The organism is Cypionkella sp. (genome assembly GCF_034376685.1).
Classification (GTDB): Bacteria; Pseudomonadota; Alphaproteobacteria; order Rhodobacterales; family Rhodobacteraceae; genus Cypionkella.
Window position 1 is genome coordinate 1 of record NZ_JAXMJJ010000078.1, and the last position, 24,980, is coordinate 24,980.

The 24,980-nt window shown below is 61.1% G+C and carries 22 protein-coding genes; 4 read left to right on the plus strand and 18 right to left on the minus strand.

Features of this window, described 5'->3' with window-relative positions; all coding sequences use genetic code 11:
• Positions 1 to 451: 451 nt before the first annotated feature.
• From U1A24_RS14470 to U1A24_RS14510, 9 genes are all read right to left on the minus strand, one after another.
• The gene (locus U1A24_RS14470; RefSeq protein WP_322322681.1) at positions 452 to 1,051 is read right to left on the minus strand and encodes a protein-methionine-sulfoxide reductase heme-binding subunit MsrQ; all 600 of its coding nucleotides are present in this window, start codon (positions 1,049 to 1,051) and stop codon (positions 452 to 454) included.
• Entirely contained in the window at positions 1,051 to 1,953 is a 903-nt protein-coding gene (msrP, locus tag U1A24_RS14475; RefSeq protein WP_322322682.1) for a protein-methionine-sulfoxide reductase catalytic subunit MsrP, read from the minus strand. The genes U1A24_RS14470 and msrP overlap by 1 nt, the downstream gene beginning before the upstream one ends.
• Positions 1,954 to 2,321: 368 nt before the next feature.
• Positions 2,322 to 3,512: an ABC transporter substrate-binding protein gene (locus U1A24_RS14480; protein ID WP_304924988.1), complete on the minus strand. Its 1,191-nt coding sequence runs from the start codon at positions 3,510 to 3,512 to the stop codon at positions 2,322 to 2,324.
• Positions 3,509 to 4,591 (minus strand): branched-chain amino acid ABC transporter permease, encoded by a 1,083-nt coding sequence (locus tag U1A24_RS14485; RefSeq protein WP_322322683.1) that lies wholly within the window; start codon positions 4,589 to 4,591, stop codon positions 3,509 to 3,511. The genes U1A24_RS14480 and U1A24_RS14485 overlap by 4 nt, the downstream gene beginning before the upstream one ends.
• A gap of 1 nt (position 4,592) precedes the next feature.
• The gene (locus tag U1A24_RS14490; protein WP_322322684.1) at positions 4,593 to 5,495 is read right to left on the minus strand and encodes a branched-chain amino acid ABC transporter permease; all 903 of its coding nucleotides are present in this window, start codon (positions 5,493 to 5,495) and stop codon (positions 4,593 to 4,595) included.
• On the minus strand, positions 5,495 to 6,229 hold the full coding sequence (locus tag U1A24_RS14495; RefSeq protein WP_322322685.1) for an ABC transporter ATP-binding protein: 735 nt from the start codon (positions 6,227 to 6,229) through the stop codon (positions 5,495 to 5,497). The genes U1A24_RS14490 and U1A24_RS14495 overlap by 1 nt, the downstream gene beginning before the upstream one ends.
• Complete coding sequence (locus tag U1A24_RS14500) at positions 6,226 to 6,990, minus strand: ABC transporter ATP-binding protein (protein ID WP_322322686.1); 765 nt, start codon at positions 6,988 to 6,990, stop codon at positions 6,226 to 6,228. The genes U1A24_RS14495 and U1A24_RS14500 overlap by 4 nt, the downstream gene beginning before the upstream one ends.
• Positions 6,987 to 9,068, minus strand: a complete 2,082-nt coding sequence (locus U1A24_RS14505; protein WP_322322687.1) for a hydantoinase/oxoprolinase family protein — start codon at positions 9,066 to 9,068, stop codon at positions 6,987 to 6,989. Before U1A24_RS14505 ends, U1A24_RS14500 begins: the two co-directional genes overlap by 4 nt.
• Positions 9,069 to 9,080: 12 nt before the next feature.
• On the minus strand, positions 9,081 to 10,865 hold the full coding sequence (locus U1A24_RS14510; RefSeq protein ID WP_322322688.1) for a hydantoinase B/oxoprolinase family protein: 1,785 nt from the start codon (positions 10,863 to 10,865) through the stop codon (positions 9,081 to 9,083).
• Between the two features lie 254 nt (positions 10,866 to 11,119).
• Between U1A24_RS14510 and U1A24_RS14515 the strand changes: the two genes are divergently transcribed.
• The gene (locus U1A24_RS14515) at positions 11,120 to 12,064 is read left to right on the plus strand and encodes an AraC family transcriptional regulator (protein WP_322322689.1); all 945 of its coding nucleotides are present in this window, start codon (positions 11,120 to 11,122) and stop codon (positions 12,062 to 12,064) included.
• A gap of 36 nt (positions 12,065 to 12,100) precedes the next feature.
• On the opposite strand, the gene U1A24_RS14520 is transcribed toward U1A24_RS14515, so the two are convergent.
• Genes U1A24_RS14520 through U1A24_RS14540 form a run of 5 tightly spaced genes read right to left on the minus strand, consistent with a single transcriptional unit; the run spans position 12,101 to position 16,275 of the window.
• Positions 12,101 to 13,069, minus strand: coding sequence for a biotin-dependent carboxyltransferase family protein (locus tag U1A24_RS14520; protein WP_322322690.1), 969 nt, complete (start codon positions 13,067 to 13,069; stop codon positions 12,101 to 12,103).
• Entirely contained in the window at positions 13,059 to 13,934 is an 876-nt protein-coding gene (locus U1A24_RS14525) for an allophanate hydrolase subunit 1 (protein ID WP_322322691.1), read from the minus strand. The genes U1A24_RS14520 and U1A24_RS14525 overlap by 11 nt, the downstream gene beginning before the upstream one ends.
• A 9-nt stretch (positions 13,935 to 13,943) precedes the next feature.
• Entirely contained in the window at positions 13,944 to 15,320 is a 1,377-nt protein-coding gene (locus U1A24_RS14530) for an acetyl-CoA carboxylase biotin carboxylase subunit (protein WP_322322774.1), read from the minus strand.
• Positions 15,317 to 15,550 carry an acetyl-CoA carboxylase gene (locus tag U1A24_RS14535; protein WP_322322692.1) on the minus strand — a complete coding sequence of 78 codons (234 nt, stop codon included), beginning with the start codon at positions 15,548 to 15,550 and terminating at the stop codon, positions 15,317 to 15,319. The genes U1A24_RS14530 and U1A24_RS14535 overlap by 4 nt, the downstream gene beginning before the upstream one ends.
• Positions 15,551 to 15,561: 11 nt before the next feature.
• Positions 15,562 to 16,275, minus strand: a complete 714-nt coding sequence (locus tag U1A24_RS14540) for a LamB/YcsF family protein (RefSeq protein ID WP_322322693.1) — start codon at positions 16,273 to 16,275, stop codon at positions 15,562 to 15,564.
• 129 nt (positions 16,276 to 16,404) lie between these two features.
• On the opposite strand from U1A24_RS14540, the gene U1A24_RS14545 reads away from it, so the two are divergent.
• Complete coding sequence (locus tag U1A24_RS14545; RefSeq protein WP_322322694.1) at positions 16,405 to 17,310, plus strand: LysR family transcriptional regulator; 906 nt, start codon at positions 16,405 to 16,407, stop codon at positions 17,308 to 17,310.
• A gap of 6 nt (positions 17,311 to 17,316) precedes the next feature.
• On the opposite strand, the gene U1A24_RS14550 is transcribed toward U1A24_RS14545, so the two are convergent.
• Positions 17,317 to 17,754, minus strand: coding sequence for a helix-turn-helix domain-containing protein (locus U1A24_RS14550; protein WP_322322695.1), 438 nt, complete (start codon positions 17,752 to 17,754; stop codon positions 17,317 to 17,319).
• A gap of 91 nt (positions 17,755 to 17,845) precedes the next feature.
• On the opposite strand from U1A24_RS14550, the gene U1A24_RS14555 reads away from it, so the two are divergent.
• Together U1A24_RS14555 and U1A24_RS14560 are read left to right on the plus strand one after the other, a co-directional pair.
• Positions 17,846 to 19,984 carry a heavy metal translocating P-type ATPase gene (locus U1A24_RS14555; protein ID WP_322322696.1) on the plus strand — a complete coding sequence of 713 codons (2,139 nt, stop codon included), beginning with the start codon at positions 17,846 to 17,848 and terminating at the stop codon, positions 19,982 to 19,984.
• Positions 19,985 to 20,110: 126 nt separating this feature from the next.
• On the plus strand, positions 20,111 to 20,896 hold the full coding sequence (locus U1A24_RS14560) for a hypothetical protein (RefSeq protein WP_322322697.1): 786 nt from the start codon (positions 20,111 to 20,113) through the stop codon (positions 20,894 to 20,896).
• A gap of 375 nt (positions 20,897 to 21,271) precedes the next feature.
• Here U1A24_RS14560 and U1A24_RS14565 read toward each other — a convergent pair whose 3' ends face one another.
• From U1A24_RS14565 to U1A24_RS14575, 3 genes are all read right to left on the minus strand, one after another.
• Positions 21,272 to 22,225, minus strand: coding sequence for a substrate-binding domain-containing protein (locus U1A24_RS14565; protein WP_322322698.1), 954 nt, complete (start codon positions 22,223 to 22,225; stop codon positions 21,272 to 21,274).
• 65 nt (positions 22,226 to 22,290) lie between these two features.
• A complete protein-coding gene (locus U1A24_RS14570) occupies positions 22,291 to 23,289 on the minus strand; it encodes an ABC transporter permease (protein ID WP_322322699.1) in 999 nt (332 codons plus the stop codon).
• 25 nt (positions 23,290 to 23,314) lie between these two features.
• Positions 23,315 to 24,889: a sugar ABC transporter ATP-binding protein gene (locus tag U1A24_RS14575; protein ID WP_322322700.1), complete on the minus strand. Its 1,575-nt coding sequence runs from the start codon at positions 24,887 to 24,889 to the stop codon at positions 23,315 to 23,317.
• Positions 24,890 to 24,980 lie beyond the last annotated feature (91 nt).

A 24,980-nucleotide genomic window follows, 5' to 3' on the forward strand; every position in this document is an offset into this window, starting at 1 on the left:
CCACAAACCGTGAAGCTTTTAACTAGATCATCGGTAGCGTGATCACTCACATTCCCTACTAGCCCAGATATGAGAACGTTTTGACGCCGATGCGCCCAAACCGCCCACATATCCCTTCAACTACTATCAATTTCAAAGAGCGATCTTCCGACAAAAATTCCAACGGGCGCTAAACTCTTAGCGCTTCGTCGAAGGCCTTATCTTCAGATTTTCCGAACCTTAACAACCGCTTACGCTTCGTTTCGTTTCGTCACCGTCACTGTTTCGCTTCGGTAAGGCGGTGTTTAGGGAAAGCCGCCGGAAGCCGCAATAGCAAAAAACACCTCTCAACTCACTTTTTTACAGATTTGTGAATTTATCCATGAATTCGCACAGTTGGCGGAAGCTTCATCCGCGAACACCCCCCTTTCGCGCAACAATCTTACCGCTGATTGCTGCGTCGCGGCGCGACTCAGGCGGTTTGCAGTGCCTTTTTCCGCGCCTTGAGTCGGCGGGCGAGCAAAAGTCCCGCCACAGCCGCAAAATAAAGTGCTGATTCCAGTGTGTAGACCTTCCCGATCATCACAAAATGCACCGCGCCCGCCAAAGTCGCCGGATAAGCCAGCCAATGCAGCCGTTTCCAGCGCAAAGCGCCGAGTCGCTTCACCATCGTATTGTTCGACGTCACCGCCAGAGGAATCAGCGCCACGAACGCCAGCATGCCCACGATGATAAACGGCCGCTTGGTAAGCTCGGTCAGAATCTCGGACCAGCGCAGTGCGAGGTCCAGCACCACCCATGTCATCAGATGCAGTGCGATGAACATGAAGCCCGTCAGCCCCAAGGCGCGGCGGAATTTCAGCAGGTTCACCCCATACCAGCGCAAGGGGGTGATGCAGAGGGTGGCGATCAGAATTTGCAGGCCCTTGGTGCCCAGATCGCGCTCCAGCACCTTCGCGGGGTCAGGCGTGGCGAGGGCTGCGTAGATCACCCAGGCCGCCAGCGCTATGCCAGCTATATATATAGTATAGGCCGGGATGCGGCGGGCGGTTTGATTGATGGCGTCGAGCATCAGTAATCCTTCGTCAGATCTTGGCCCGTATATAGGCTGGCGACCTGATCGCCGTAGCCGTTGAACTTCACCGTATCGACACGGCCCGCGAACAGCCCGCCCCCGATGCGGCGTTCCGAGGCTTGGCTCCAGCGCGGGTGATCGACCTCGGGGTTCACGTTGGCATAGAAGCCGTATTCATTCGCGGCGAGGGTGTTCCAGGTTGTCACTGGCTGTTCGGCCACCAGACTGATCCGCACAATCGACTTGATCGACTTGAAGCCATATTTCCACGGCACCACCAAACGGATCGGCGCGCCGTTCTGGTTCGGCATCGGTTTGCCATACAATCCCGTCGCCATGATGGTCAGCGGGTGCATCGCTTCGTCCAGCCGCAGGCCTTCGCGGTAGGGCCAGTCGATCATACCGCCGTTGATGCCGGGCATCTCTTCCGGGCGGACCAGAGTTTCAAACGCCACATATTTCGCTTCCGGCTTCACCCCCAGCTTTTGCAGCAGGCCCGACAGTTGGAAGCCTTGCCACGGCACGATCATCGACCACGCTTCCACGCAGCGGAAACGATAGATGCGTTCCTCGATGGGTTGGCCTGCGATCAGGTCCGCCAGCGCATAGCTGCCGGGGTTGTCGACGAGGCCGTCCACCACCACAGACCACGGGTCGGTTTTCAGTTTGCCTGCGTAGGCGGCGGGGTCGGCCTTGTCGTAGCCAAATTCGTAGTAGTTGTTGTAGGTGGTGATGTCCTCGAAAGTATTCGGGGTCTCATCGGTGGAATAGGGGCTGGTCTGGGCGAGGGCGGGGCTTGCGATGGAAAGCGCGGCGGCTCCGGCGATCAGGGCGCGGCGGTTCAGGAACAGGTGTTGCGGGGTGATGTCGGCGGCCGTGTATTCGGGACGGTAGGGCATGACGGGTCTCCTCTGAAGCTTGAGGATTAAGATGGCTCAGCTTCAGGAAAAGACAAAATCATCTGATCTCACATCTGTGACAGGGGGTTGAAATATATCAAGGCGGGTTATGTCCACGTGTGGACACAGCCGCTGCTCTAGCAATTTCAATATGTTATGGGGTGCTCGTTAGGAACTTATTAAGACTTAGGGCAAAGCGGTCTGGCCGTATCGTCATGCAAACGGAATAAAACTCTGCCGCAGCCTCTGTCAGATCAGCCGCTCCGCCAGTGTTTCGCAGATTTCCCACGCATTATTACAAGTGCCGATTGTCTCGAGCAGCAGTACGGGCAGCCCTGCCCAGTATCAGAAAGGCTGCCCGCAGTGTCTTACTTCATCAGATCCGCCACCGGGATCGGGGCCGAGATGGTCCAGCTATCAACCACGGCGGGCTTGCCCTTTTCAGTATCGACGATCAGGTATTTCGCCGAATTCTGGTGATGTAGTTCAGAGGTGAACGTGCGCGGGCCGAACAGGGTCGGCTCGTCCTTCATCTTCTCCAGCTCGGCCACCACGGCAGCGGTTTCGGTGGTGCCTGCACGCTCCACCGCTTTGGCCCAGACGTCGATCATCACATAGCCGGGATAGACGTATTGAGTGGACGGGTCCGCGCCCGTGGCTTCCTTATACTTGGCGTTGAACTTGGTGACTTCCGGGTTCGGATCGTCGCCATAGACCGAGCCTTGCACCGGGACGTAGAAGTTCGAGAGGTCCGGCACCGCCGACTGCCAATAAGACCCATCGACGCCCGAGCCGTTCAGGATCATCGTATTGATCCCAGCGGCGCGGATTTGCTTGATAGCAGAGACGGCCCCCGGCATCATGGTGCAGAGCATGATCGCATCGGGTTCTTCTGGCAGCGATTTGATCCGGGTGATCTGGGCGGCAATCGAGGCATCTTCATTCTTGAAGGTATCTTCGCCAACCAGTGTTGCACCTTCCAGCTTGGGTAGCATGTAGTCAAAGCCATCGCAGATGCCTTTGTTATACTCGGTCCAGGTGTCGAGCAGGCGGTAATAGGTGCGGGCTTCTTTCTTGGTGTAGGACCATTCCGCCATCGTGGCACCCTGAACCGCTGCCAGCACCGAGGCCGAGAACGAATTCGGGCCAACGCCTTGGATCCCGGCCTTGATCGACTCGGCGCAAAGGAAGAAAGACGGCAGGCCTGCACCTTCTGCCGCAAGCGCCGCCGGGGCACCAAAGTCATAGTCGCAAGAGACCACGACCATATCAGCGCCAGCGTCGATCACTGACAGGCCCGCTTTGGCCCCCTCGGCACGGTCGGTCTTGGTGTCGGCATTCACAACCTCGATCTGCTTGCCGAGCAGACCGCCCGCCTCGTTAATCTCCTTGATGCGAATCATCGCGGCGTCTTGGGCGGGCTTGTCATAGCCCTGCATGAAGCCGGATTCGGCGGTGGCAAAGCCGACGATGATCTTGTCGTCATCTTGCGCAAGCGCCGGGGTGACAAGGGCGGTCGCCCCCAGCAGCGCGAGGCTGAGTTTGGTTAGGGTTTTCATCTGGATACTCCTTGTTGGGTGGGCTTATTGCCGGGGTCTTCGCCCGGATTCTTTAGGTTGGCCGTTTCGGATCGAGGAAACGGCCAGCGCAATTCGGAATTGGCCATGATGCCAGCGGGGCGGCGGATCAGGATCAGGATCATCACGATGCCCAAAGCGATCTCTTGCAGCCCGTTCGGGATGGCGAGGGTGGTGGTGCCGACGGTCACGCCCGCCTCTAGCCAGCGCAGGGCCTGGATCAGCGAGGACAGGATCACCACGCCCAGCACCGCGCCCGACAGGCTGCCGATGCCGCCGACGACCAGCATCGACAGGGTGGTGAAGGTGAGTGTCAGATAGAACGTGTCAGGGGTGACGACGCCGATGGAATGGGCAAACAGCGCGCCGCCCATGCCCATTACCGCACCGGACAGGATGAAGGCGATCAGACGTTGCTTGGGGATATCGACGCCCGAGGCGGCGGCGGCGGTGGGTTCATCCCGTGCGGCACGCAGAGCAAGGCCCGCGCGGGAAATCGCATGCAGCCATGCCACGATCACGGCGATGATGGCGGCGATCAGATAGGGCCAGATTGAGCGGATGATCGGGATGCCGACGACGGATGAGGTTGCGGCGGTGACGCTCTCCCAGTTGGAATAGATGGTGTTGATCATCGCCAACATGGCAAAGGTGGCGATAGAGGCCGCAATGCCGGACAGCCGCATCAGGATCTTGCCGAACAATGCCGCCCAGATAGCGGCCCATAAAGCGGCGAAGATCGCCCCGGCCCAGTAGGGCAGTTGCGTGTTCATCAGCCAATCGGGCAGGCCGGGCAGCAGGGTTTGCTTCATCATCGGTGGCATGGTCAGCCAGGCTGCGGCGTAGGCTCCCAAACAGGTGAAGCCGATATGGCCGAACGACATCACCCCGGAGTTGCCGATGAAGATATAGAGGCCGACGACGAGAATGACGCGCAGGAAGATGTCGATCACTGTCTGGTTGAACGGGCGCGAGCCTGCGGCGACGGCGATCAAAGCGATGGCGATCAGGATCAGCGTCAGCAGGATCGGGGTGGAAATGGTGCGGCGGATCACCGACATGTCAGACCCTCTCTTTCGTGCCGCGCGCGGCGATCAGGCCTTGGGGGCGGAAAATCAGCACCATAATCACCGCGCCATAGACGAAGGCATCGCGGAACGGGCGCGCATCAATCGGCAGCACGGTTTGCATGACGACCGAGGCCGCCCCGAGCAGGAAACCCGCAAGGACGGCTCCGGGCAGCGACCCGAGGCCGCCGATCACCGTGGCGATGAAGGCCATCAGCATCACCGACGCGCCCATCTGGATATCAACGGTTCCGGTTTGCGCGGCAAGGATCAGGCCGATGGCGGCGGCAAGTGCGCCCGACAGCGCGAAGGCCCCCATGATCACCCGGTTGGCGCGCACGCCGAGCATGCGGGCCATGGTGAAATTCTCCGCCGCCGCGCGCATTTCCAACCCGAAGCGGGTGCGTTTCAGAAAGGCGGTGAGGGCGAACAGGATGGCGATGGTGGCTGCGATGGTGATGACTTGCAGCAGGGGAATACGCGCGCCAAGGATTTCAACGGGTTGGCTGAGGGCGGGCAAAAGTGAGATGGATTTCGGGCGGCTGGAGAACAGCATCAGCAGGAAATAGCGGATCACGAAGCCCAGCGCGAAAGAGGCGATCATCATGGTGGCCGGATTGGCGCGGCGAAAGCGGCGGAACACGATGATTTCCGACAGCACCGACAGGCCAGCCCCCATCGCCAGCACAAAGGGGATCAGCAGGAACCACGGCAATTCGCCCGCGAACACGATGGCGACGGCATCAACCGAAGGCCACAGCAGCGCGAAGATCGAGAACGAGATCACATCGCCATGCGCGAAGTTGACCAAACGCATCACGCCGAAGATCAGCGCGATGCCCAGTGCGCCAAGGGCATAAAGCGAACCAAGGCTGAGCGCGTCAAACAGGGTTTGCATCAATGCTCTCCATATCCAAAATAGGCGGCTTGCATGGCTTCGGATTGGCCCATCGCGCGGGCATCGCCATCCAACAGGATTTCACCGCCGCGCATCAGGATCATCCGCCCCCCCACCAGTTGCGCGCGGGTCGAGGATTGCTCGACAATCAGCAGGGTCAGCGCGCGGTGGGCGCGCAATGCGATCAATCGTTCATAAACCTGATCGGTGATGTTGGGGGCAAGGCCGAGACTGGGTTCATCAATCGCGATCAGCCGCGGGTTGGTCATCAGTGCGCGCCCGATCACCAGCATTTGCTGTTGGCCACCCGACAGCAGACCCGCCTGCGAATGGCGGCGGTCTTTCAGGATCGGGAAGGTGGCATAGACGGCTTCCAACTCGGTCGCGGCCCGGCTGCGCCAGTTGCGGGTGGCGGCGTGCATCCCGGTGCCGACCAGCAGATTTTCCTCGATGGTCAGGCTGCCAAACACCTCGCGCCCCTCGGGCACCATCGACAGGCCCATGCGGGCGATATCCTCGGGCGCGTGTCCAGTGATGTCTTGGCCGCCAAAATCAACCCGACCGCCAGCAGGCGGCGTCACCCCGGCGATGGCGCGCAACAGGCTGGATTTGCCCGCGCCATTCGGCCCAGTGATAAACAGAATCTCACCTTCGGTCAGGGTGAAGGTGACGTTGCGCACCGCGGTCAAGCGGCCATAGCGGATCGTCAGGTTGGACAGCGCAAGCAGGCTCATGCCAACACCTCCAACACCGGAAGGTTGGTCTCGGCGGCGGTGCCCATATAGGCGTGGCGGACTTTCTCGCTGGCGCGGATGCTGGCAGGATCGCCCGTCTCAATCACCACACCGGAATCCAGCACGACGATATGATCGCACAGGCTGAGGACCAGCCCGACGTTATGCTCGATCAACAGCACGCCGCAGCCGATCTCGGAGGCGATGCGGCGGATCAGGGCGGCAAGATCGGCGGCTTCGGGGCCAGACATGCCAGCGGCGGGCTCATCCAGCAGGATATATTCAGGCTTGCCGATCAAGGCGCGGCCAATCGCAACCCGGCGTTCATCGGTATAGGGCAGGGTTCCGGCGATGCGGTTTTGCAGCGCGCCAATGCCGATCCAATCGAGCATCGCGGCGGCTTCAGCCCGCGCCTTGCTGCGCGATTGACCCAGACCGACGCCGGTGACTTCCAGATTGTCGATCACCGCCAGATCGCGGAACAACCGCCCACCTTGAAAGGTGCGCGCGATGCCGCGGCGGCGGATTTCATGTGGCTTCAACCCCGAGAGGTTCAGTTTGGCCGAGGCGGTGTTCAAAGACACCGCCCCGCCCGTGGGGCTTTGAAACCCGGTCAGCACATTGACAAGCGTGGTTTTGCCCGCACCATTCGGGCCGATCAGCCCGGTGATCTGGCCGGGCGTGATCGTCAGATCGACATCCGACAGGGCCTTCAGCCCCGCGAAGGCAACCGACAGCTTGTCTGCGCTGAGTTGGCTCATTTCTTCTCCTTGCGGGTGATCAGGTAAGAGCCGGAGGCGTCTAAAGTGGCGCTCCACCCCGGCTCGATAACGATGGTGGTCGTGACTTCTTCGATCACCGCAGGGCCTGCGATCTCTGCCCCAGCCCCCAACGCGCCGCCTTCGTAGATCGGCGTGCGGATGCGGCTGCCATCGGCGGAAAACACCGCTTCCCGGTAGGCTTTGATCGCCTGATCGGCGGCTTTGCCGGGGGCGATGTGCATCCGCTTCGGCTTATCGACCAGCCCGTAAACCGTGCTTTCGATGTTCACCACCTCGACCGTCGAGTGCGGTTCCGAATAGGTATAAAGCTGTTCGTGGCGGGCGTGGAAGGCGGCCTTGATCTGGTCGATGGTTTGGGCGTTCACCGGGAAGTTGCCGATTTCCACCGTGCATTCATGGACTTGGCCGACATAGCGCATATCAAGGCTGCGCTTGATCATGGTGTTGCCAGCCGCAAAGCCATCGGAGGTCAGATGCGCGATACCTTGCGCTTCAATCTCGGTGAACAACTGGTCAATCCGGGTATAAGCCGCGTCATTGTCCAGCCGCAGCACCGCCGTGGCCATGTAGTTATACTTCACGTCCGAGATGATCTGACCAAAGGCGCACAGGCCCGAAGCGAGTTTCGGCAACACGATGGTGTCGATGCCCATATCCGCCGCCAGCGCTGTGATATGCGCCGCCGTGGCACCGCCCGCGCCCACCAGCACGAAATCGCGCGGGTCATAGCCGCGTTCAATCGTGACGCGGCGGATGCCGTTGACCATGTTGGCGTTGACGATGGTGAACATGCCATAGGCGGCGCGTTCCACCGTCAGGCCCAGAGGATCAGCGATGCTTTTCACCGCGTCATAGGCCTTTTGCGCATCCAGTGGCAGGCGGCCGCCAACCAAGCCATCGGGGTTCAGATAGCCCAGCACGATGTTGGCGTCCGATACCGTCGGCAGTTGCCCGCCTTGACCGTAGCAGGCTGGCCCCGGATCGGACCCCGCCGATTGCGGACCCATTTGCAGCAGGCCCATCTCATCAATCCAACCGATTGACCCGCCGCCTGCGCCCAGAGTTTCGACCTGAATCATCGGCACGCCAATGCGGTAACGCAGGAAGTCGATGTTCTTGTTGATATTGGTCGAGCCGTCTTTGGTCAGGGTGATGTCAAACGAGGTGCCGCCCATATCCACCGTGATCACATCGGTTTTGCCAAACGGCGCACAGACATAGAGGCCAGCGGCGGGGGCCGAAGCGGGGCCGGAGTTGATGGCATAGACCGAGCGGTCGGTCATCGCCTGCCCAATCGCAAGGCCGCCGTTGGATTGGTAATACCGCACGGGTTGCTTCGCGCCGAGCTGCTGGAAATAGGCATCCACGGCGGTGACATAGCGCTTCATGATCGGTGCCAAGTAGGCGTTAACCACCGCCGTTGAGGTGCGGGTGTATTCGCGGACTTGCGGATAAAGTTCCGATCCCATCGTCAGGATCACCCCCGGCATCATCTCGCGCACAATCTCCCCGGCGCGGCGTTCATGACTGGGGACGAGCACCGACCAGACGAAGCTGATCGCCACGGTTTCCACCCCCTCAGCGATGAAAATCTCGCAGGCGGCGCGCACATCTTCTTCGGTCAGCGGCGTGCGGATTTCGCCGTTGGACAGGATACGCTCGCGCACGCCGCGGCGCAGGTAGCGCGGCACCAGCATGGTGGCGGGCGGGTAATCGGGATCGTAGCGGTAGCCGTCTTCTTTATGGCCGAGGCGGATCTCAAGCGAGTCCTCATGCCCCGCCGTGCAGATCAGCCCGGTTTTCGCCCCCTTGTGCTGGATCAGCGCGTTCAGGCCCACGGTGGTGCCGTTGATACAGAGATCGCAGTTCGAGATGATCTCGGTGGCCGAGACCCCGAGCTCTTCGGTCATCAGCGCTAGACCGTTCTTGATCGCCAAGGTGGGGTCTTGCGGGGTGGAAAGCGCCTTGAACAGCCGGACTTGCCCGGTTTGATCGGCGAGGACGAAATCGGTGAAGGTGCCACCGGCATCAATGCCCAAACGGTAATCGGTTTTCATCGCGGCGCCCTCCTATTTCGCGGCCACGGCGCGACGACGCGCACGCAGGGTTTCGGTTGCCGCCATATCGACGGTCAGGCTTTCGGCATCGCTGACGATCACGCCGTAATCGGCTTCCGCCCCCTTCACGGAAACAAGGCCGTTCTTGATATCCCACACCACCTTTTCCACCGCCCGATCCATCGGGTCGCCATAGCCACCGCCACCGGGGTTCATGTTGGTGATGCGATCACCGGGTTTGATCACCTTGATCACGTTCTCGCGGATGGTTTCGGAATGCGCGCCCTCGACCAGTTCCAGCCGCCCGACCTTTTCGTCGATCATGGTCGAACTGGCCCCTGCCGCGCCGACTGCCGGGATGCGGCGACCTTCGCCAAAGGTGATGAAGGTCATGTCGTCAGACAGCGGCTCCACCTCCCATGCGGTGCCGGAACCGCCACGGAATTTGCCCGCCCCGCCACTGTCGGTCATCAGCCCGTAGCGGTGGATGATGATCGGATAGCTGTATTCCAGCAGTTCCACGTCACCGCTGGTCAAAGCGCCAAAGCAGCATTCCGGGCCGCAGGCGTGCCAGCCGTCTTGCGCAGGCGTCGCCCCCGCGCCTGAAATAATGGTGGCCAGCACCATCGTCACATATTCCTCGTCGTGGCGCTTATCCCATCCGGCGATGTTCAGCCCGTTGGCATGGCCCCAGCTGGCCGACACTTTCGACGGCACGGCCTTTTCAAACGCCAGACGCACCGCATCGGTCAGGGTTTCCATCGGCGTGGTGGTACAGTTCATGTGGGGCGCGGGTTCGCGGGCGTTACACAACGTCCCCTTCGGCCCCATATCGACCGAGATGCAGCGATAGAGGCCCTCGTTATACGGCGGCGGCAGTTGCGCGAACATCATCAGGCCAAGGTAAACGCCGGAATAGCTGTTCCCCTCGTAGCTGTTGATGAAATACGGGATCTGCGGCGGGCTGGAGATTTCGATGTGGCAGCTGTCTGCCTTGATCGTCACCTTAGCGGTGATGGTCAGATCGCCAAAACCATGGCCAGCATCTTCAACAATCGCCGAGCCTTCATAGGTGCCATCGGGCACGGTGGCGATCAGGCTGCGCATCTGCTTTTCAGCCATGTCCAAAAGCGTGTCGATGCAGGCATCCACCACGTCTTCGCCATACTTATCCAACATCGCGATCAAGGCACGCTCGCCGACCTGACAGGCCCCGATCAGCGCGTTGAAATCACCTTCCTGATCGCGCCGCGCCCGCATGTTGGTGAAGATGAAGTTCAAAACGTCTTTACGCGGCACGCCGCGATCCCAGATTTTCACCGGGGGAATGCGCAGGCATTCGGCATAGATTTCCTTGGCATTGGGGTTATAGCCCGCAGGCACCGGGCCGCCGATATCGGTCAGATGGCCCTTGCAGACGGTCCAATACTTCAGCTTTCCCTTGTAAAACACCGGCTTGTAAAAACAGGTATCAATCGCGTGGCTGCCACCCCAGGCCGGATCGTTGTGGATCAGCAGATCGCCTTCATGGATGTCGCCCTCAAAATACCCCGCCACCACCTTCATCGCCGGGATCAAGCTGCCGAGGTGGATCGGAATATCCTGCCCCTGCAAGATCATCTCGGGCCGCGCATTGAACAGCGCGGTGGAATAGTCGTGCGCCAGATTGAACACCGACGAACGCGCGGTTTTCTCAAGCGACAGCGTCATCTCGCGCTGCGTGGTTTCCAGAATGCCGCGAACGACCGATAGTGTGATCGGATCAACCTTCGTGGCGGATGTGGTGGCGCTGGCCATGCCTATTCCCCTTCAAATGCGCGGCGCAAAAGGGGGGTGTTCGGGCAAGCGGCCCGAGACTTCAGCAAAAACTCCCCGTTGCGCGGCGTCTTCTGCACCGTTGCAGCGGTCAGGCTAGGCGGCGCGGGCGGCAGGCGTCTTTGCGCCGGGTGCATGGGTTTTTGTCGCAGAGCGCATTTTGACAAATTGCGCGCAACCGGCGCTTTACAGAAAGAATATTGCGTGGCCAGATTGGGGAAACTGCGGGGGCTGCGATGAAGACCACCATCACCACCAAAGGCGTCGATCTGGCCGCGCGCAGCCGTCACTGGCACGAGGCGATTGGGCAGGCCTATTTCCCACTCGACCTGAGCTTCCGCCGCCCCGAGGCATTTGATGGCGAATTGACCATGTGGCAGTTGGGCGAGGTGTCGCTGTCGCGGCTGACCTCTGACGCGTTGATGTATCGCCGCCTGCCGAAACATTTGCAGATCCAAGGCCCCGAGGAGTTTCTGGTCACTCTGCCCGCGAAATCGGAATTGCTGTTTGCCCAAGGCGGGCGCGAGGTGCGCGCCAATCCCGGCGCGTTCTTCATCGAGCGCAGCCATGAACCCTATGAGTTCAGTCATGCCGAACCCGCAGATCTGTGGGTGATGAAGCTGTCGCTCGCCATGTTGGGCGGCCGGGTGCGCGCGCCGGATCGGTTTTGCAGCTTGCAGTTCGATGCCACCAATGGCGCCAATGGGCTGTTCGTCGACATGGTGCATCTGATCCCGCAGCGCTACGACGCGATGACCGAAGAAGCCCGCAGCATGGTCGGGCGACAGTTGGCGGATTTGCTGGCGCTTGCCTTGCAGTCGGATGAACGGGTGCTGAGTTCGGGCGGCTCGACGGTGCGGATGGCGCATCTGGCGCGGATCGAAAGCTTTGTGCGCCGTCATATCGACAACCCCGATCTGGGGCCGGATGAGGTGGCGGCGGGCTGTGGCGTCTCGGTGCGCTATCTGCATGAATTGCTGCGCGATACCAACCAGACCTTGGGCAGTTGGATCCGCGATCAACGCTTGGCAGCGGCGCGCGAAGATCTGACCAACCCACGCGACAAGCGCGCGATTGGTGAGATCGCCTATGCCCGCGGCTTTGCCGATCAGGCGCAGTTCAGCCGCGCGTTTCGGCAGCGCTACGGCATCACCCCGAAAGAGGCGCGGGCGCGGGAGTGACGGGGAAACGGTGATGCGCATCGTTCCCCCCTTTTCTTAGCGCTGCAGGTGGGCGCGAACGCGGGCAATCGCGGCTTGGCGATCGTGGCGCGCGGCCAAGGCCTGATCCAGCGTCACCTCGACAAACCGCGCCGGGCTGTGCGGCTGCAACTGGCCGATCAGATCCATATCGGCGGAAATAATCGTGCCCAGCATCATGTAGCCGCCGCCCGACACCGCATCGCGGTGCAGCACGATGGGTTCAGTGCCGGATGGCACCTGCACCGAGCCATAGGGATAGCAGGCATCAACGATATTCGACGGATCAGACCCCGCCCCGAAGGGCGGCGTGCGGGGCACGAAATCCAGCGCTTTGCCGCCCTTGAAACGGTAGCCGATGCGGTCAGCCTCGGGCGCGACTTTCCAGGTGTCGGTGAAGAACTGCTTGCCCGCCTCCGCCGTAACACGGTGCCAATATAGCCCCGGCAGCATCCGCAACTCTGCCGGATTGCCGGGACCACGGCGCAGGTTGGCGGGAACGGAGCCTTTGCCCATACCCCCCTTCCCCAAAGGCAGCGTGTCGCCTGCCCTCAACGCGCGGCCCTCATGCCCGCCCAAAGCGCCCAAGGTATAGGTGGAGCGCGAACCGAGCTTCACCGGCACATCAATGCCACCGGAAACTGCAATATACGCCCGCGCGCCGGATTTCAGGAAACCGAATGACAGCTTGTCCCCGGCTTTCACCGGAAAAGCCTCCCATGTCGCACGCTCATCGCCGTTGACTTTGGGGGGCAACTCACCACCCGTCACCGCCACCGTCGCGGCTGTGGTGAATTCAATCTCCGGCCCCATGAACACCGCCTCCAGCACCGCGGCGCCTTCATCATTGCCGACCAGCATATTGGCCGCGCGCAAGGCGAAGCGGTCCATCCCGCCCGAAATCGGGATGCCGAGATGATAGTAACCGGGGCGGCCAAGGTCTTGCACGGTGGTCGACAGACCGGGGGTGAGGATCTTAACGGCCATGAAGAACCTCCATCAGCTTGGCATTGGTGGCGTCGATATTTTTGTTGAACTCGGTCAGCGAAAAGCTGGCCTCGCGGATGGTGGGCAGGAATGTGTTGGCGTTCACCGCCTCAATATCCGCGTCATATTGATCGCGATTGATCGGCTTCCACTTCACGATATCGCCGGGGCGGAACAGGCACATCTCATCGCGCAGGTAGCTAACCTGCTGGTTCGGATCGTAAATCGGCATCGGGGTGACGCCGAACATCTGATAGCCGCCCGCCCCGCGCACCGAATAGATGCAGCTGAAACAGCCGCCGTGACCAATGGTCAGCTTGGGCGTATCGGTGCGCGGGCGCAGGTATTTTGGCACCTGCAACTGCCGCTTGCGCTCCACCATCTGATACAGGAACGGCAACCCCGCCACGAAGCCGACCATCGAGACGAACCAAGGCTGGCTGGAATGCGCCTGCACAAAATCCTCAACCGTGCCAAGCCCGTTCACTGCCGCCGCATATTCCAGATCGGTGGCTTTGGGGTCTTGGTGACGCTCGCGAAACCGCATCAGGGTTTCATGCGTCCACGGGTCTTGGTAATAGACCGGGATTTCCATGATGCGGGTTTTCAGGGTGGCGTCAGATTTGGACGCTGCCCCCTCCATCGACTGCAATTCACGCAAAAGGTCGCTGGGCTTGATCTGGTCAGGATCGTATTTCACCTGAAAACTGGCATTGGCCGGGCAAATCTCGGTCACGCCCTTGATGCCCGCCTGCTTGACCGCGTTGGTCATCGACAGGCTGGTGAAAAACGCTTCCAGCGACATTTCTTCCGAGACTTCCGCGAAGATATGTTCGTCGCCACCAAAGCTGAAACGGATCGACATGGGCTTCTCCTATGGCTCAAGGGGGGTCAGGCGGGCGGCGTTGGCCTCAAGCCAACCCTCCAGCCAGCGGGTGTGAAAATCGCCTGCTTGGACGGAAGGGTCAGCGGCCAAAGCCTGAAACAGCGGCTTGGTGGTTTTCAGCCCGTCGATCTGCAATTCCGACAGCGCCCGGGCCATGCGGGTGATCGCGGCTTCACGGGTTTCGGCGTGGACGATCAGCTTGGCGAGCAGCGAGTCGTAGAACGGCGGCACGGTGTAGCCGGGATAGAGCATCGAATCAAAGCGCACGCCGGGGCCGCCGGGGATGCGCAAGCTGTCCACGGTGCCGGGGAAGGGCGCGAAATCGCGGGCGGGGTCTTCGGCGTTCAGGCGCACTTCGATGGCATGGCCTTTGACCGTCACATCGGCTTGGTTCAGCCGCAACGGCTCGCCGCCCGCGATACGCAGCATTTCAGCGACCAGATCAATGCCGGTGATCATTTCGGTGACCGGATGTTCGACCTGAATTCGGGTGTTCATCTCGATAAAATAGAAACGGTCGGCATCTTCATCGTAGAGATATTCCACCGTCCCCGCGCCGGAATAATTCACCGCAAGTGCCAGCCGAACGGCGCTGCTACACAGCTCATCGCGCAACTGCGGCGACAAAGCGCGCGACGGCGCTTCCTCCCACACCTTCTGACGGCGACGTTGCAAGGAACACTCGCGTTCAAAGCAATGGATCGCGTCGGTGCCATCGGCCAGCACCTGCACTTCGATATGCCGCGCCTTGGTGATGACCTTTTCCATATAAAGCCCGCCATCGCCAAAGGCGGCCAAAGCCTCGGCCTGCGCTTGCGGGAAGGCTTGTTCAAACTCGACCAGATCCTGCGCGATGCGGATACCGCGCCCGCCGCCGCCCGCTGCGGCCTTGATCATCACCGGAAAGCCGGTGTCGATCAGAATATGCCGCGCGGCGTCAATGCCATCGACCCGCCCGATTGATCCGGGCACGATGGGAACCCCCGCCGCATGGGCCGCCCCCCGCGCGGCGACCTTATCGCCCATCAGCCGGATCGCATCACCGGAAGGCCCGACAAACACCAGCCCCGCCGCCGTCACCGCATCGGAAAAGCCCGCGTTTTCAGCGAGGAACCCATAACCCGGATGCACGGAATCGCAGCCGGTATCCGCCGCCGCTTTCAGGATCGCCGCGATGTTCAGATAGCTTTTCTTCGCCGCTGGTGGGCCGATATTCACCGCTTCATCCGCCAGCTGCACATGCAAAGCGGTGGCGTCGGCGTCGGAATACACCGCAACGGTGGCGATCCCCAGATCCTGCGCGGCGCGGATGATCCGCACCGCAATCTCGCCCCGGTTGGCAATCAGCAGCTTTTTCAGCATCAGGACAATTCCGCCAGAACCGCGCCCGCCATCACTGGCTCTTCATTGTCGGTCACGAAGGTGATCGCAGAACCCGCGACTTCGGATTTCACCTCGTGGAAGCTTTTCATCACTTCGATCAGCCCGATCACATCGCCCACCGCCACCGCATCACCATCCACCTTGAACGGTGGGGTTTCGGGGGAAGACCAGCGGTAGAAGGTGCCGGGAAGCGGCGATTGGATGACGGGCATAATGGCCTCCGTTAAGAAAGGATAGCGCGCACGGCGCGGGCGATGTCGATGGCATTCGGGGTATCGGAATGGATGCACACGCTTTCGCAGCGCAGCGGAATGTAGCTGCCATCGGTCGCGGTGCCGAGGTTTTCCTGCATGGCGCGGCGCACCCGCTCGGCCATCAAAGCAGGGTCTTTGGCGTCATGTTCGCGGGTGACGATCAGGCTGCCATCGGGGCGATAGTCCAGATCGCCGTAGAATTCCGCGATGAAAGCATGGCCGCGCGCGGGGTAGATGGTTTCGTGCAAGGTGCCGGTCATGCCCAGCAGCGGCACGCCATACACATCGGCAACATCGCAGACCGCATGGGCAATCTCTTCCTGCCGCGCCGCCATACCATACAGGCTGCCATGCGGCTTGATATGGTTCAGCTCGACCCCTTCGGCGCGCAGAAACCCGCACAAAGCGCCGATCTGGTAGATCATGCAGTTGGCCATTTCCTCGCGGCCCATCTTCATCTCACGGCGGCCAAAGCCTTGCAGATCGGGCAAGGACGGATGCGCGCCGACCTTGACGCCATGCTGTTTCGCCAGCCGCACCGTGGCGCGCATGTGGTCGAAATCGCTGGCGTGAAAGCCGCAAGCGACGTTGGCAATGTCGATAAACGGCATCATTCCGGCATCATCGCCCATCCGATACAGCCCGTAGCTTTCGCCCATGTCACAGTTGATGGTTACAGCCATAGTTCCCCCAAGGCGTTGACATACATCAGCCTGCGACGGACGCGCTCTATTGTAAAATATGGTTTTTTGTGGTGCGTTATCTAAAATTCAGATACATTATCTTCAGGGCTGGAACAGACGGAGGCGGCTTTGGCTTTGACCTTGAAACAGTTGCGCTATTTCATGGCGGCGGCGGAAACCGGCCAGATCAGCCATGCCGCGATGGAGCTGAATATCTCGCAATCCGCGATCACAACCGCCGTGCAGGGGCTAGAATCGCAACTGGGCGTGCGGCTGTTTGAACGTTCCGCGCAAGGCGTGGTGCCAACGATTGAGGGCGCGCGATTCCTGAACCACGCCCGCAACATTCTGGCCGCCGTCGAGGATGCCGAGCGTCTGCCGCTGGGCCGCGATCGGCAGGTGACCGGGCGGTTGCGGCTGGGCACCACCTATACCGTCGCCGGCTACTTCATGTCGCGCCACTACGCCCGCTTTCGCCGCGCCCATCCTGACATTCAGATCGAAATGATGGAAATGCCGCGTTTGGCAGTCGAGGAAGGTCTGGCGACCGGCAGTCTGGATATGGCGGTGATGCTGGTGTCGAACCTTGCCAACTCTGCCGGGCTGGAGCAGGAAATCTTGATGCGTTCGCGGCGCAGGCTTTGGCTGTCAACCGATCACCCGCTGCTGACGCGCGAGCGGATCACCTTGCATGACGTCTCGCAGCAGCCCTATGTGATGCTGACTGTGGATGAGGCGAAGGATACCGCCAGCCGCTACTGGGCGAAAACCGGCTTTGCGCCTGCGGTGTGCTTCACCACCAGTTCGGTTGAGGCCGTGCGCTCAATGGTCGCCAATGGCGTCGGGGTGACGATCTTGTCCGACATGGTCTATCGGCCGTGGTCGCTGGAGGGCCAGCGGATCGAAATTCGCGCGGTGGCCGATACGATCCCCAGCATGGATGTCGGGCTCGCCTGGCGCAAATCACAGCCGCTGACGCCCGCCGCCGCTGTGTTCCGCGCCTTCATGTCGGTGGCGATGGGCGGCGGCGGTTAAGCGGGTTCAGTCGACCACCACTGGAATCGCGTCGTGATCATGCGCGCATTGGCCGTGATCGCCCAAAATCTCGATCACACGGCAGTCGGCAATGGTGCCGTGAGCGCATTGGACGACCATGCGTTGCAGCTCTTGCTCCAGCGCCTTCAGCCGGGCAATACGCGCCTGCACCGCACCCAGCTGGGCCTTTGCAATCGCATCGGCGGCAGAACAGGGCAGATCAGGACGATCCGACAGGCTGAGCAGATCGCGGATCGCCTCCAGCGGAAAGCCAAGCTCCCGCGCGTGGCGGATGAAGGCCAACCGCTGCCGCGCGCCACGGCCATACAGCCGCTGATTGCCGCTGCTGCGTTCGGGTGGCGGCAGCAGGCCGATTTGCTCATAATAGCGCACCGTCGGCACCTTCACCCCGGTCTCGGCGGCCAATTTTCCGATGGTCAGCATGAAAAACCTCTTGAAGCTATAGCTACTAGAGACATTAGCTTTAAGGCTCACAGACGGCAAGGGGCCCGTCTTGGGGGTATAAGAGGCTGAAATGACTGCACTATCCAGCAAAGAATCACTTGAGTGGCACATATCCGGCATGGATTGCGCCGCCTGTGCGCGCAAAATCCAGACCGCCGTTGAACGCTTGCCGGGGGTCAGTGGCGTTGAAATCACCCTGATGAACGAACGCCTGCGGCTGATCCTTGCCCCCGACATCACCGCCGCAGATCAAGTTGAGCGCGCCGTGCAGTCGCTGGGTTACGGCATCGCAGCGCCCACGCCTGCATCGCAGGACCAGCACGGCCATGATCACGCCCCGCACAGCCCCACAAAACAAACCGAACCGCGCTGGTATCAGACCGCCAAGGCGCGGCTGGTGTTTTTCACCGGCATCCTGCTGGCCGCCAGTCAGATCGCAACATGGACGGTGCTCGCCGATCACGCGGTTTGGGCCTTTGCGCTGGCCTGTCTGGTTGGCCTCTTGCCAGTGGCGCGCAAAGCACTGGCGGCGCTGCGGGCGGGTATGCCGTTTACCATCGAAATGCTGATGACGATTGCTGCAACCGGCGCTTTGTTCATTGGTGAGGCGCAGGAAGCCGCACTGGTGGTGTTCCTGTTCGCGGTGGGGGAATTGCTGGAAGGCGTCGCCACCAACATGGCGCGCGACGGCATCCGCGCTTTGGCCAAACTGGTGCCCGCCACAGCACTTCTGGAACATGACGGCCACAGCCACGAAGTCGCCGCCGAAACCCTGCGCCCCGGTCAGATTATTCAGGTGCGCCCCGGTGATCGGCTGGCGGTCGATGGCGAAATCGTCACGGGCACCTCGGGCATCGACGAAAGCGCTGTGACCGGCGAAAGCATTCCGGTGACCAAAGGGCCGGGGGCCACGGTGCTGGCGGGCACCATCAACACCGAGGCCGTGCTGCGCGTCCGCGTGATGAAGGCGAGTGCGGACAGCACGCTCGCCCGCATCGCCCAGATGGTCGCCGATGCCGAAGCCGCCCGCGCGCCCACCGAGCGCTTCATCGACCGCTTCAGCCGCTGGTATATGCCCGCGATTGTCGGCGTCGCTGTGCTGCTAGCCCTGCTGCCGCCGCTTGCGATGGGCGCGGATTGGGGCACCTGGACCTACCGCGCGCTGGCGCTGTTGCTGATCGGCTGCCCCTGCGCCTTGGTGATCTCGGTGCCCGCCGCCATTGCCGCAGCGCTTTCCACCGGCGCCCGGCACGGCTTGCTGATCAAGGGCGGCGCGGTGATCGAAGCGATGGCAAACCTGCACACCGTGGCTTTGGACAAGACCGGCACCCTGACCGAAGGCCGCCCGGTGCTGACCGACACTCTGCCCGCTGACGGCACCCCGGCGGCCACACTGTTGCAACTGGCGGCGACGGTCGAGGCAGGTTCCACCCATCCGCTGGCCAAGGCGATCCTCGCACAGGCCAAGGCCGACGGGTTGACGCTGCTGGCCAACAGCGATGCCCGCGCCCATCCCGGCAAGGGGGTCGAAGCCCGCATCGACGGCGCGCTGGTGCAGGTCCGCGTGGCCGATGCCGTCGTGCCTGCGGTGGCGCAGCTGCAATCCGAGGGCAAAACGGTGGTGCAGGTCACCCGTGACGGTGTCAGTCTTGGTCTGCTGGCCCTGCGCGACGAGCCTCGCGCCGAGGCCGCCGAAGCCTTGGCGCAACTGGCGGGCCTTGGGCTGGAGACGGTGATGCTGACCGGCGACAATCTGGGCTCGGCCACGGTGGCGGCAAACCGTCTGGGCATCCGCGCGCAGGCGGGTCTGCTGCCCGAAGGCAAGATCGTCGCCATTCAAAAGCTCGCGGCAGAGGGCGGCGTGATGATGGTCGGCGACGGCATCAACGATGCGCCCGCCTTGCGGCAGGCCAGCGTGGGGGTGGCGATGGGGGCGGGCACCGATGTGGCGCTGGAGACCGCCGACGCCGCGATCCTGCGCAACAAACTGACCGACCTGCCCGCGATGATCCGGCTGTCGCGCGCCGCGATGGCGAATATCCGGCAGAACGTCGCGGTGGCCTTGGGGTTGAAAGCGGTGTTTCTGGTGACCTCGGTTCTGGGCCTCACCGGCCTCTGGATCGCCGTGCTGGCCGATACCGGGGCCACCGTGCTGGTCACCCTGAACGCGATGCGGCTTCTGGCACGCGATCCCCGGAAGGCCGGGTGAGTGTCCACGCGTGGACAGGGTGGGGGCGGATGGAATTTCAAGGGGTTAGCGGGTGGGTGTTAGGGAGTTGTTAAGGGTTGGGATATAGTGCCAAATGCATTCCACAACGTCCAAAGGATAGTACCAGTGAAATATGACGCGGATATCTTGTTCAATCGTGCGCGGTGGCAAGACCTGATTGTATCGCAAGACTTGCTGTTCAAACCCGAGGCTCTGTCGAAAATGTCAGATGGTCTTCGCTCGGACTTCCATGAAGGGCACGCGCAAGGACGCAAGCTGCCCGTCATCCCCACCGAGGCCTACGCCAATGACCTCCTAGTATCATTTGACAATCACGTTGCTGGCTATGATCTACCATGTCTTCTATCAGCAAACCGTCCAACGCGCGGACGCGTGATGTTTTGCGCACAAGACCCTTTGCGCAACGGCGACCAAAAAGGCATCACCGTTGGCACTTTCTTTGGGATCGACAGTGATTACTTGCGCCAATCACGCCGCCACTACGGTGTTCTATGGCAGTTGATTCGGCGCTGTGTGGAAAATGGCTATGATGTCTGGGTGACTGACGCGATGAAGCTGTATGCGAAGGAAGCGCCCATAGCTTCGCAACTCTATGACATCTGTGGCGACGTGTTGCGCCGCGAAGTGGAACTGTTCAATCCAGATCACATTGTAGCCTTTGGAAATCGCGCAAGATATCTTCTTGATAGCTTCAAATTGAGCAGGCCAGTGATCTACGAGCGCCATCCAACGGCGCGAGGATCATCCGCAGCTTGGGCGAAGGAAGGCGCAACGCGCAGTTACTGCGCAACACCGCAAGGTCGGCTTGAAGCAAAGGTCGATAGGTATTGCCGGGACATTTTTGGGTTTGATCTGCCTCCCGCCAACCTAATTGATTCCTCAAATAGCTGAGGGCCGCCGAGCAAAGGCGTTTGTACTACAGGCTTCTGTACTACAGGCTTCGACCAAAAATGGGGGAAGTGTTTGGCTGGTTACGCCGGGTGTATGCGTGGTACGAGAAACCACCACGGGGCAGCGCCTGACCGTCGGGTGGGCGCTGCAATCGTTGTTCTAGGCGCGTTATGCCTCAGCCAACTCCCCAGAAATTCGGCGCGGGACGCTGCAATAGCGCCTGCCCGATGGGGCGGTCAGGCGCTGCCCGGCGGGCTTCGCCCTTGATTCCGGGCAAGGGGAGCGGTTTGCTTGGCAGGCGGGAAAGGGGAATGCGGACCCAATAGAAAACGCCTGCCCAAGCGAATGGGCAGGCGCACGTCTTAGACCCCAGCCTTAGAACGGCGAGTCGGGGAAGTAATAGGCGGCGGCGTTGTCTTTGGTGATCAGCGTCGCATCCAAGGTGAAGGTGCCGCGCATCGGCACTTGGCCGTAGAGGTTGGCCACGGTCATCTCCAAAGCGGTGCCGACCATCGCTGGCGGATACAGCACGTCAACCGGGATCATCTTGTCGCCGTCCATGACCTTCTTGATCATGTCTTTCGACCCAGCCCCTGCCACGACATATTGAATGTCGGTACGGCCCGATTGCTCAATCGCCTGCAACACGCCAACGGCCATGTCGTCATCCTGGCACCAAACCACGTCGATTTTCGGGAACTTGGTCAGGTAATCCTGCATGACTTTGAAGGCGTCATCGCGGTTCCAGTTGCCGAACTGACGGTCCAGCACCTTGACGCCCGAGCCTTCGATCGCCTTGTCAAAGCCGTCCTGACGGGTCTGGTCGATCGGAATCGGCATGCCACGGATCACCACAACTTCGGCCTCCGGGGTGGTGGCTTTGATGTAGTTGCCCGCGGTTTCGCCCAAGGCATAGTTGTTACCGGCGATATAGAGATCGCGCACGGTGTCGTCGTTCACCGACGGCGCGCGGTCCACGATGGTCACGAAAGTGCCCTTGGATTTGATCTCTTTGATCGAGTTCACCAGCGGATCGGGGTCGCTTGGCAGGATCACCAGCGCATCCATCCCTTGAGTTTCAAGGTCTTGCAGCGCGTTGGCCTGAGACGCCGGATCGGGCGAGGTCTTGACGATGATGGTCAGGCCCGGATGTTTCGCCATCAGGCTTTCGGCCACCCGGTTGGCGTGAAACACCACGCCCGAGGTCCAGCCGTGGTCAGCCGCCGGAATTGAGACGCCGACGGTGTAGGCTTGATCCTGAGCAAACCCCGCCGTGCTGCCCAATGCCAGGGTCGCGACGGTCGCAAGACTTAATAGTCCTTTACGCATTTTATTCCTCCCTTTGGTCGGGTCTGGCAGAATGCAGCCGGGCGACCCAAACCCCGGCCGATGTTTCAGGATTTCCGCACCAGTGACCGCTGCACCAGCATGGCGATGATGATGATCGCGCCTTGGATTGCGCCGATCAGGTATTCGGAAATGAAGTTCGACAGCAGCATGATGTTGCCCACCAGCTCCAGAATAAAGGCGCCACAAATGGTGCCCCAGACCCGGCTTGCACCGCCCTTCAGCGCGGTGCCGCCGATCACCACGGCGGTGATCGCCTGCAGCTCCCACAGGATGCCGGTGGTGGCCGAGGTCGACCCCAAGCGCGGCACATAGAGCATCACCGCGATGGCGACGCAGACACCTTGAATGACGAACGCCGTGGTGCGGACGCGGTCGACCTTGATGCCGGAATAGCGGGCGACATGGGGGTTCGAGCCGACAGCCACGACATGGCGACCATAGCGCATCCGGTAGAGCACGAAGGCTGCGATCGAGGTCACCACCAGCACGACGATAATCGGAACCGGCACGCCCAGAACCACACCAAAATAGGCCGGGCGGTACAGGTCTTGCTGTTCCGCCGATTGCAGGGTGATCGCCCCGCCCTGTGACAGCCAAGTGGTCAGGCCGCGATAGATCCCCATCGTGCCCAGCGTGGCGATGAAGGGTTCTATCTTGCCGACCGTTGTTATCAATCCGTTCGCCAACCCGCACAGCCCACCCACCACCAAGGCCAGCAGGATCGCCGCCGCAATCATCATCCCCGGATCGGCAATCGCGTTGGAATTCATGAACAAGATCATCAGGCTGGCAACAAAGGCCACCATCGAACCCACCGAAAGATCCAGATCACCCGAGGAAATCACAAAGGTCGCCCCCACCGCGATCAGCGCGATAAAGGCGCTGCGGGTGGCGACATTGGCCAGATTGTTCACGCTGATGAAGTTGGAATTCACCATCGCCCCCAGCAAAAGCAGCAGCGCCAGCGCCACGAACGGCGCCACCGCGCGCAAATCCACATCCTGCCAGCGCCGTTTCGGCTCCACCTGATCTTCGGTTGTCACATTGTCCCCCATCTATGCCCCCAACCTAAGCCACGGCCTTCTGCTTCAACCCTGCGGAATAGCGCATGATTTCCTGCTCGTTGATCTCATCGCCTTCCAGCACGCCAACGATCCGCCCGGCCCGCATCACCACCACGCGGCTGCACATGCCGATGATCTCGGGCATCTCCGACGACACCACGATCACCGAGCAGCCCTCGCGCGCCAAAGCCGCGATGAAATGGTAAATCTGTTGCTTGGTGCCAACGTCGATGCCGCGCGTCGGCTCGTCGATAATCAGGATGTTCGGGGTGATCTCCATCACCTTGGCCAGCAGCAGTTTTTGCTGGTTGCCGCCCGACATCCGCCCCGCCACCACGCTTGCATCCCGCACCCGGATATCAAACCGCCGCCGCGCCCGTGCCAGCGCCTTCTTCTCACTCGCCGGGCTGAGATAGCCCCAGCGGCCATGCTGATCCAAGGATTGCAGCGTCAGATTGCTGGTCATATCCGACCCCAGCAACAAGCCCTTGGATTTGCGATCCTTGGTCATATAGGCCAGACCCGCCGCCGTGGTCGCCTGAATATCGCCTGACGGCATCAGCTTGCCACCCACGCGCACCTCACCCGAGACACGCGGATAAAGCCCGGCAATCGCCTCCATCAACTCGGTGCGACCCGAGCCGATCATGCCGGAAAATCCCAAAATCTCACCCTTGCGCAGATCGAAATGCGCGTCGCGGACATGCAGGGTGTTCAGCCCCACCACCGACAGCACACGGGCCTCATCGACGTTGGGTTCCGATTTCTGCGGATACAGGCTGGAAAGCTCGCGCCCCACCATCAACTGCGCAATCGACTCACCATCCAGCATCGCGGTCGGCGCGGTTTTCACCCATTGGCCATCGCGCAGCACCGTCACCCGGTCGGACAGTTCAGTGACTTCATCCAGCTTGTGCGAGACGAACACAAAGCTGGTGCCCAGATCGCGCAGCTTGCGCACTTGCTTGAACAAGGCTTCGGTCTCATCGCGCGACAGCACCGCAGTCGGCTCGTCCATGAACACAATGCGGGCGTCGCGGCTGATCGCCTTGGCAATCTCGACCATCTGCTTGTCAGCGACCGACAGGCTAGAAATCTGCGCGGTCTCGCTGATGTGCGAGCCGAGCATATCCAGCACCCGCCGCGTCTCACGCCGCATAAACTTGCGGTCCAGCAGGCCAAAATGCGCAACTTCTCGGCCCAGAAACAGGCTTTCGGTGACGGTCAGATGTTCCGCCAGATTGAATTCCTGATGGATCACCACGATGCCAAGCGCCTCTGCCGAGCCGTTCGGCGGCAGTTTGACCGGTTGGCCATCCAGAAAAATCTCGCCCGAGGTGGGTTGTTCAAACCCGGAAAGCACTTTCACCAGCGTCGATTTGCCCGCGCCATTCTCACCCATCAGCGCGTGAATCTCGCCGCGCCGCAGGTCGAAATCGACGCTGAACAGCACCTGAACGCCGCTAAAGGATTTGCTGATCCGCTGGGCCGACAGCACGACATCGCCGCGCGTCGCTGACACGGTATCATCGCGTGCAGACACCAGAATGTCGCCACCGCCCACAGGCTCTGACTCCATGACTTCCCCCCTCGCGGCTCCTCTCCGCCCTCTATGTGTAGTGCGTTGCATTTTTTATGTAAAGGTTTACATTCGAACATTGCAACGTCCG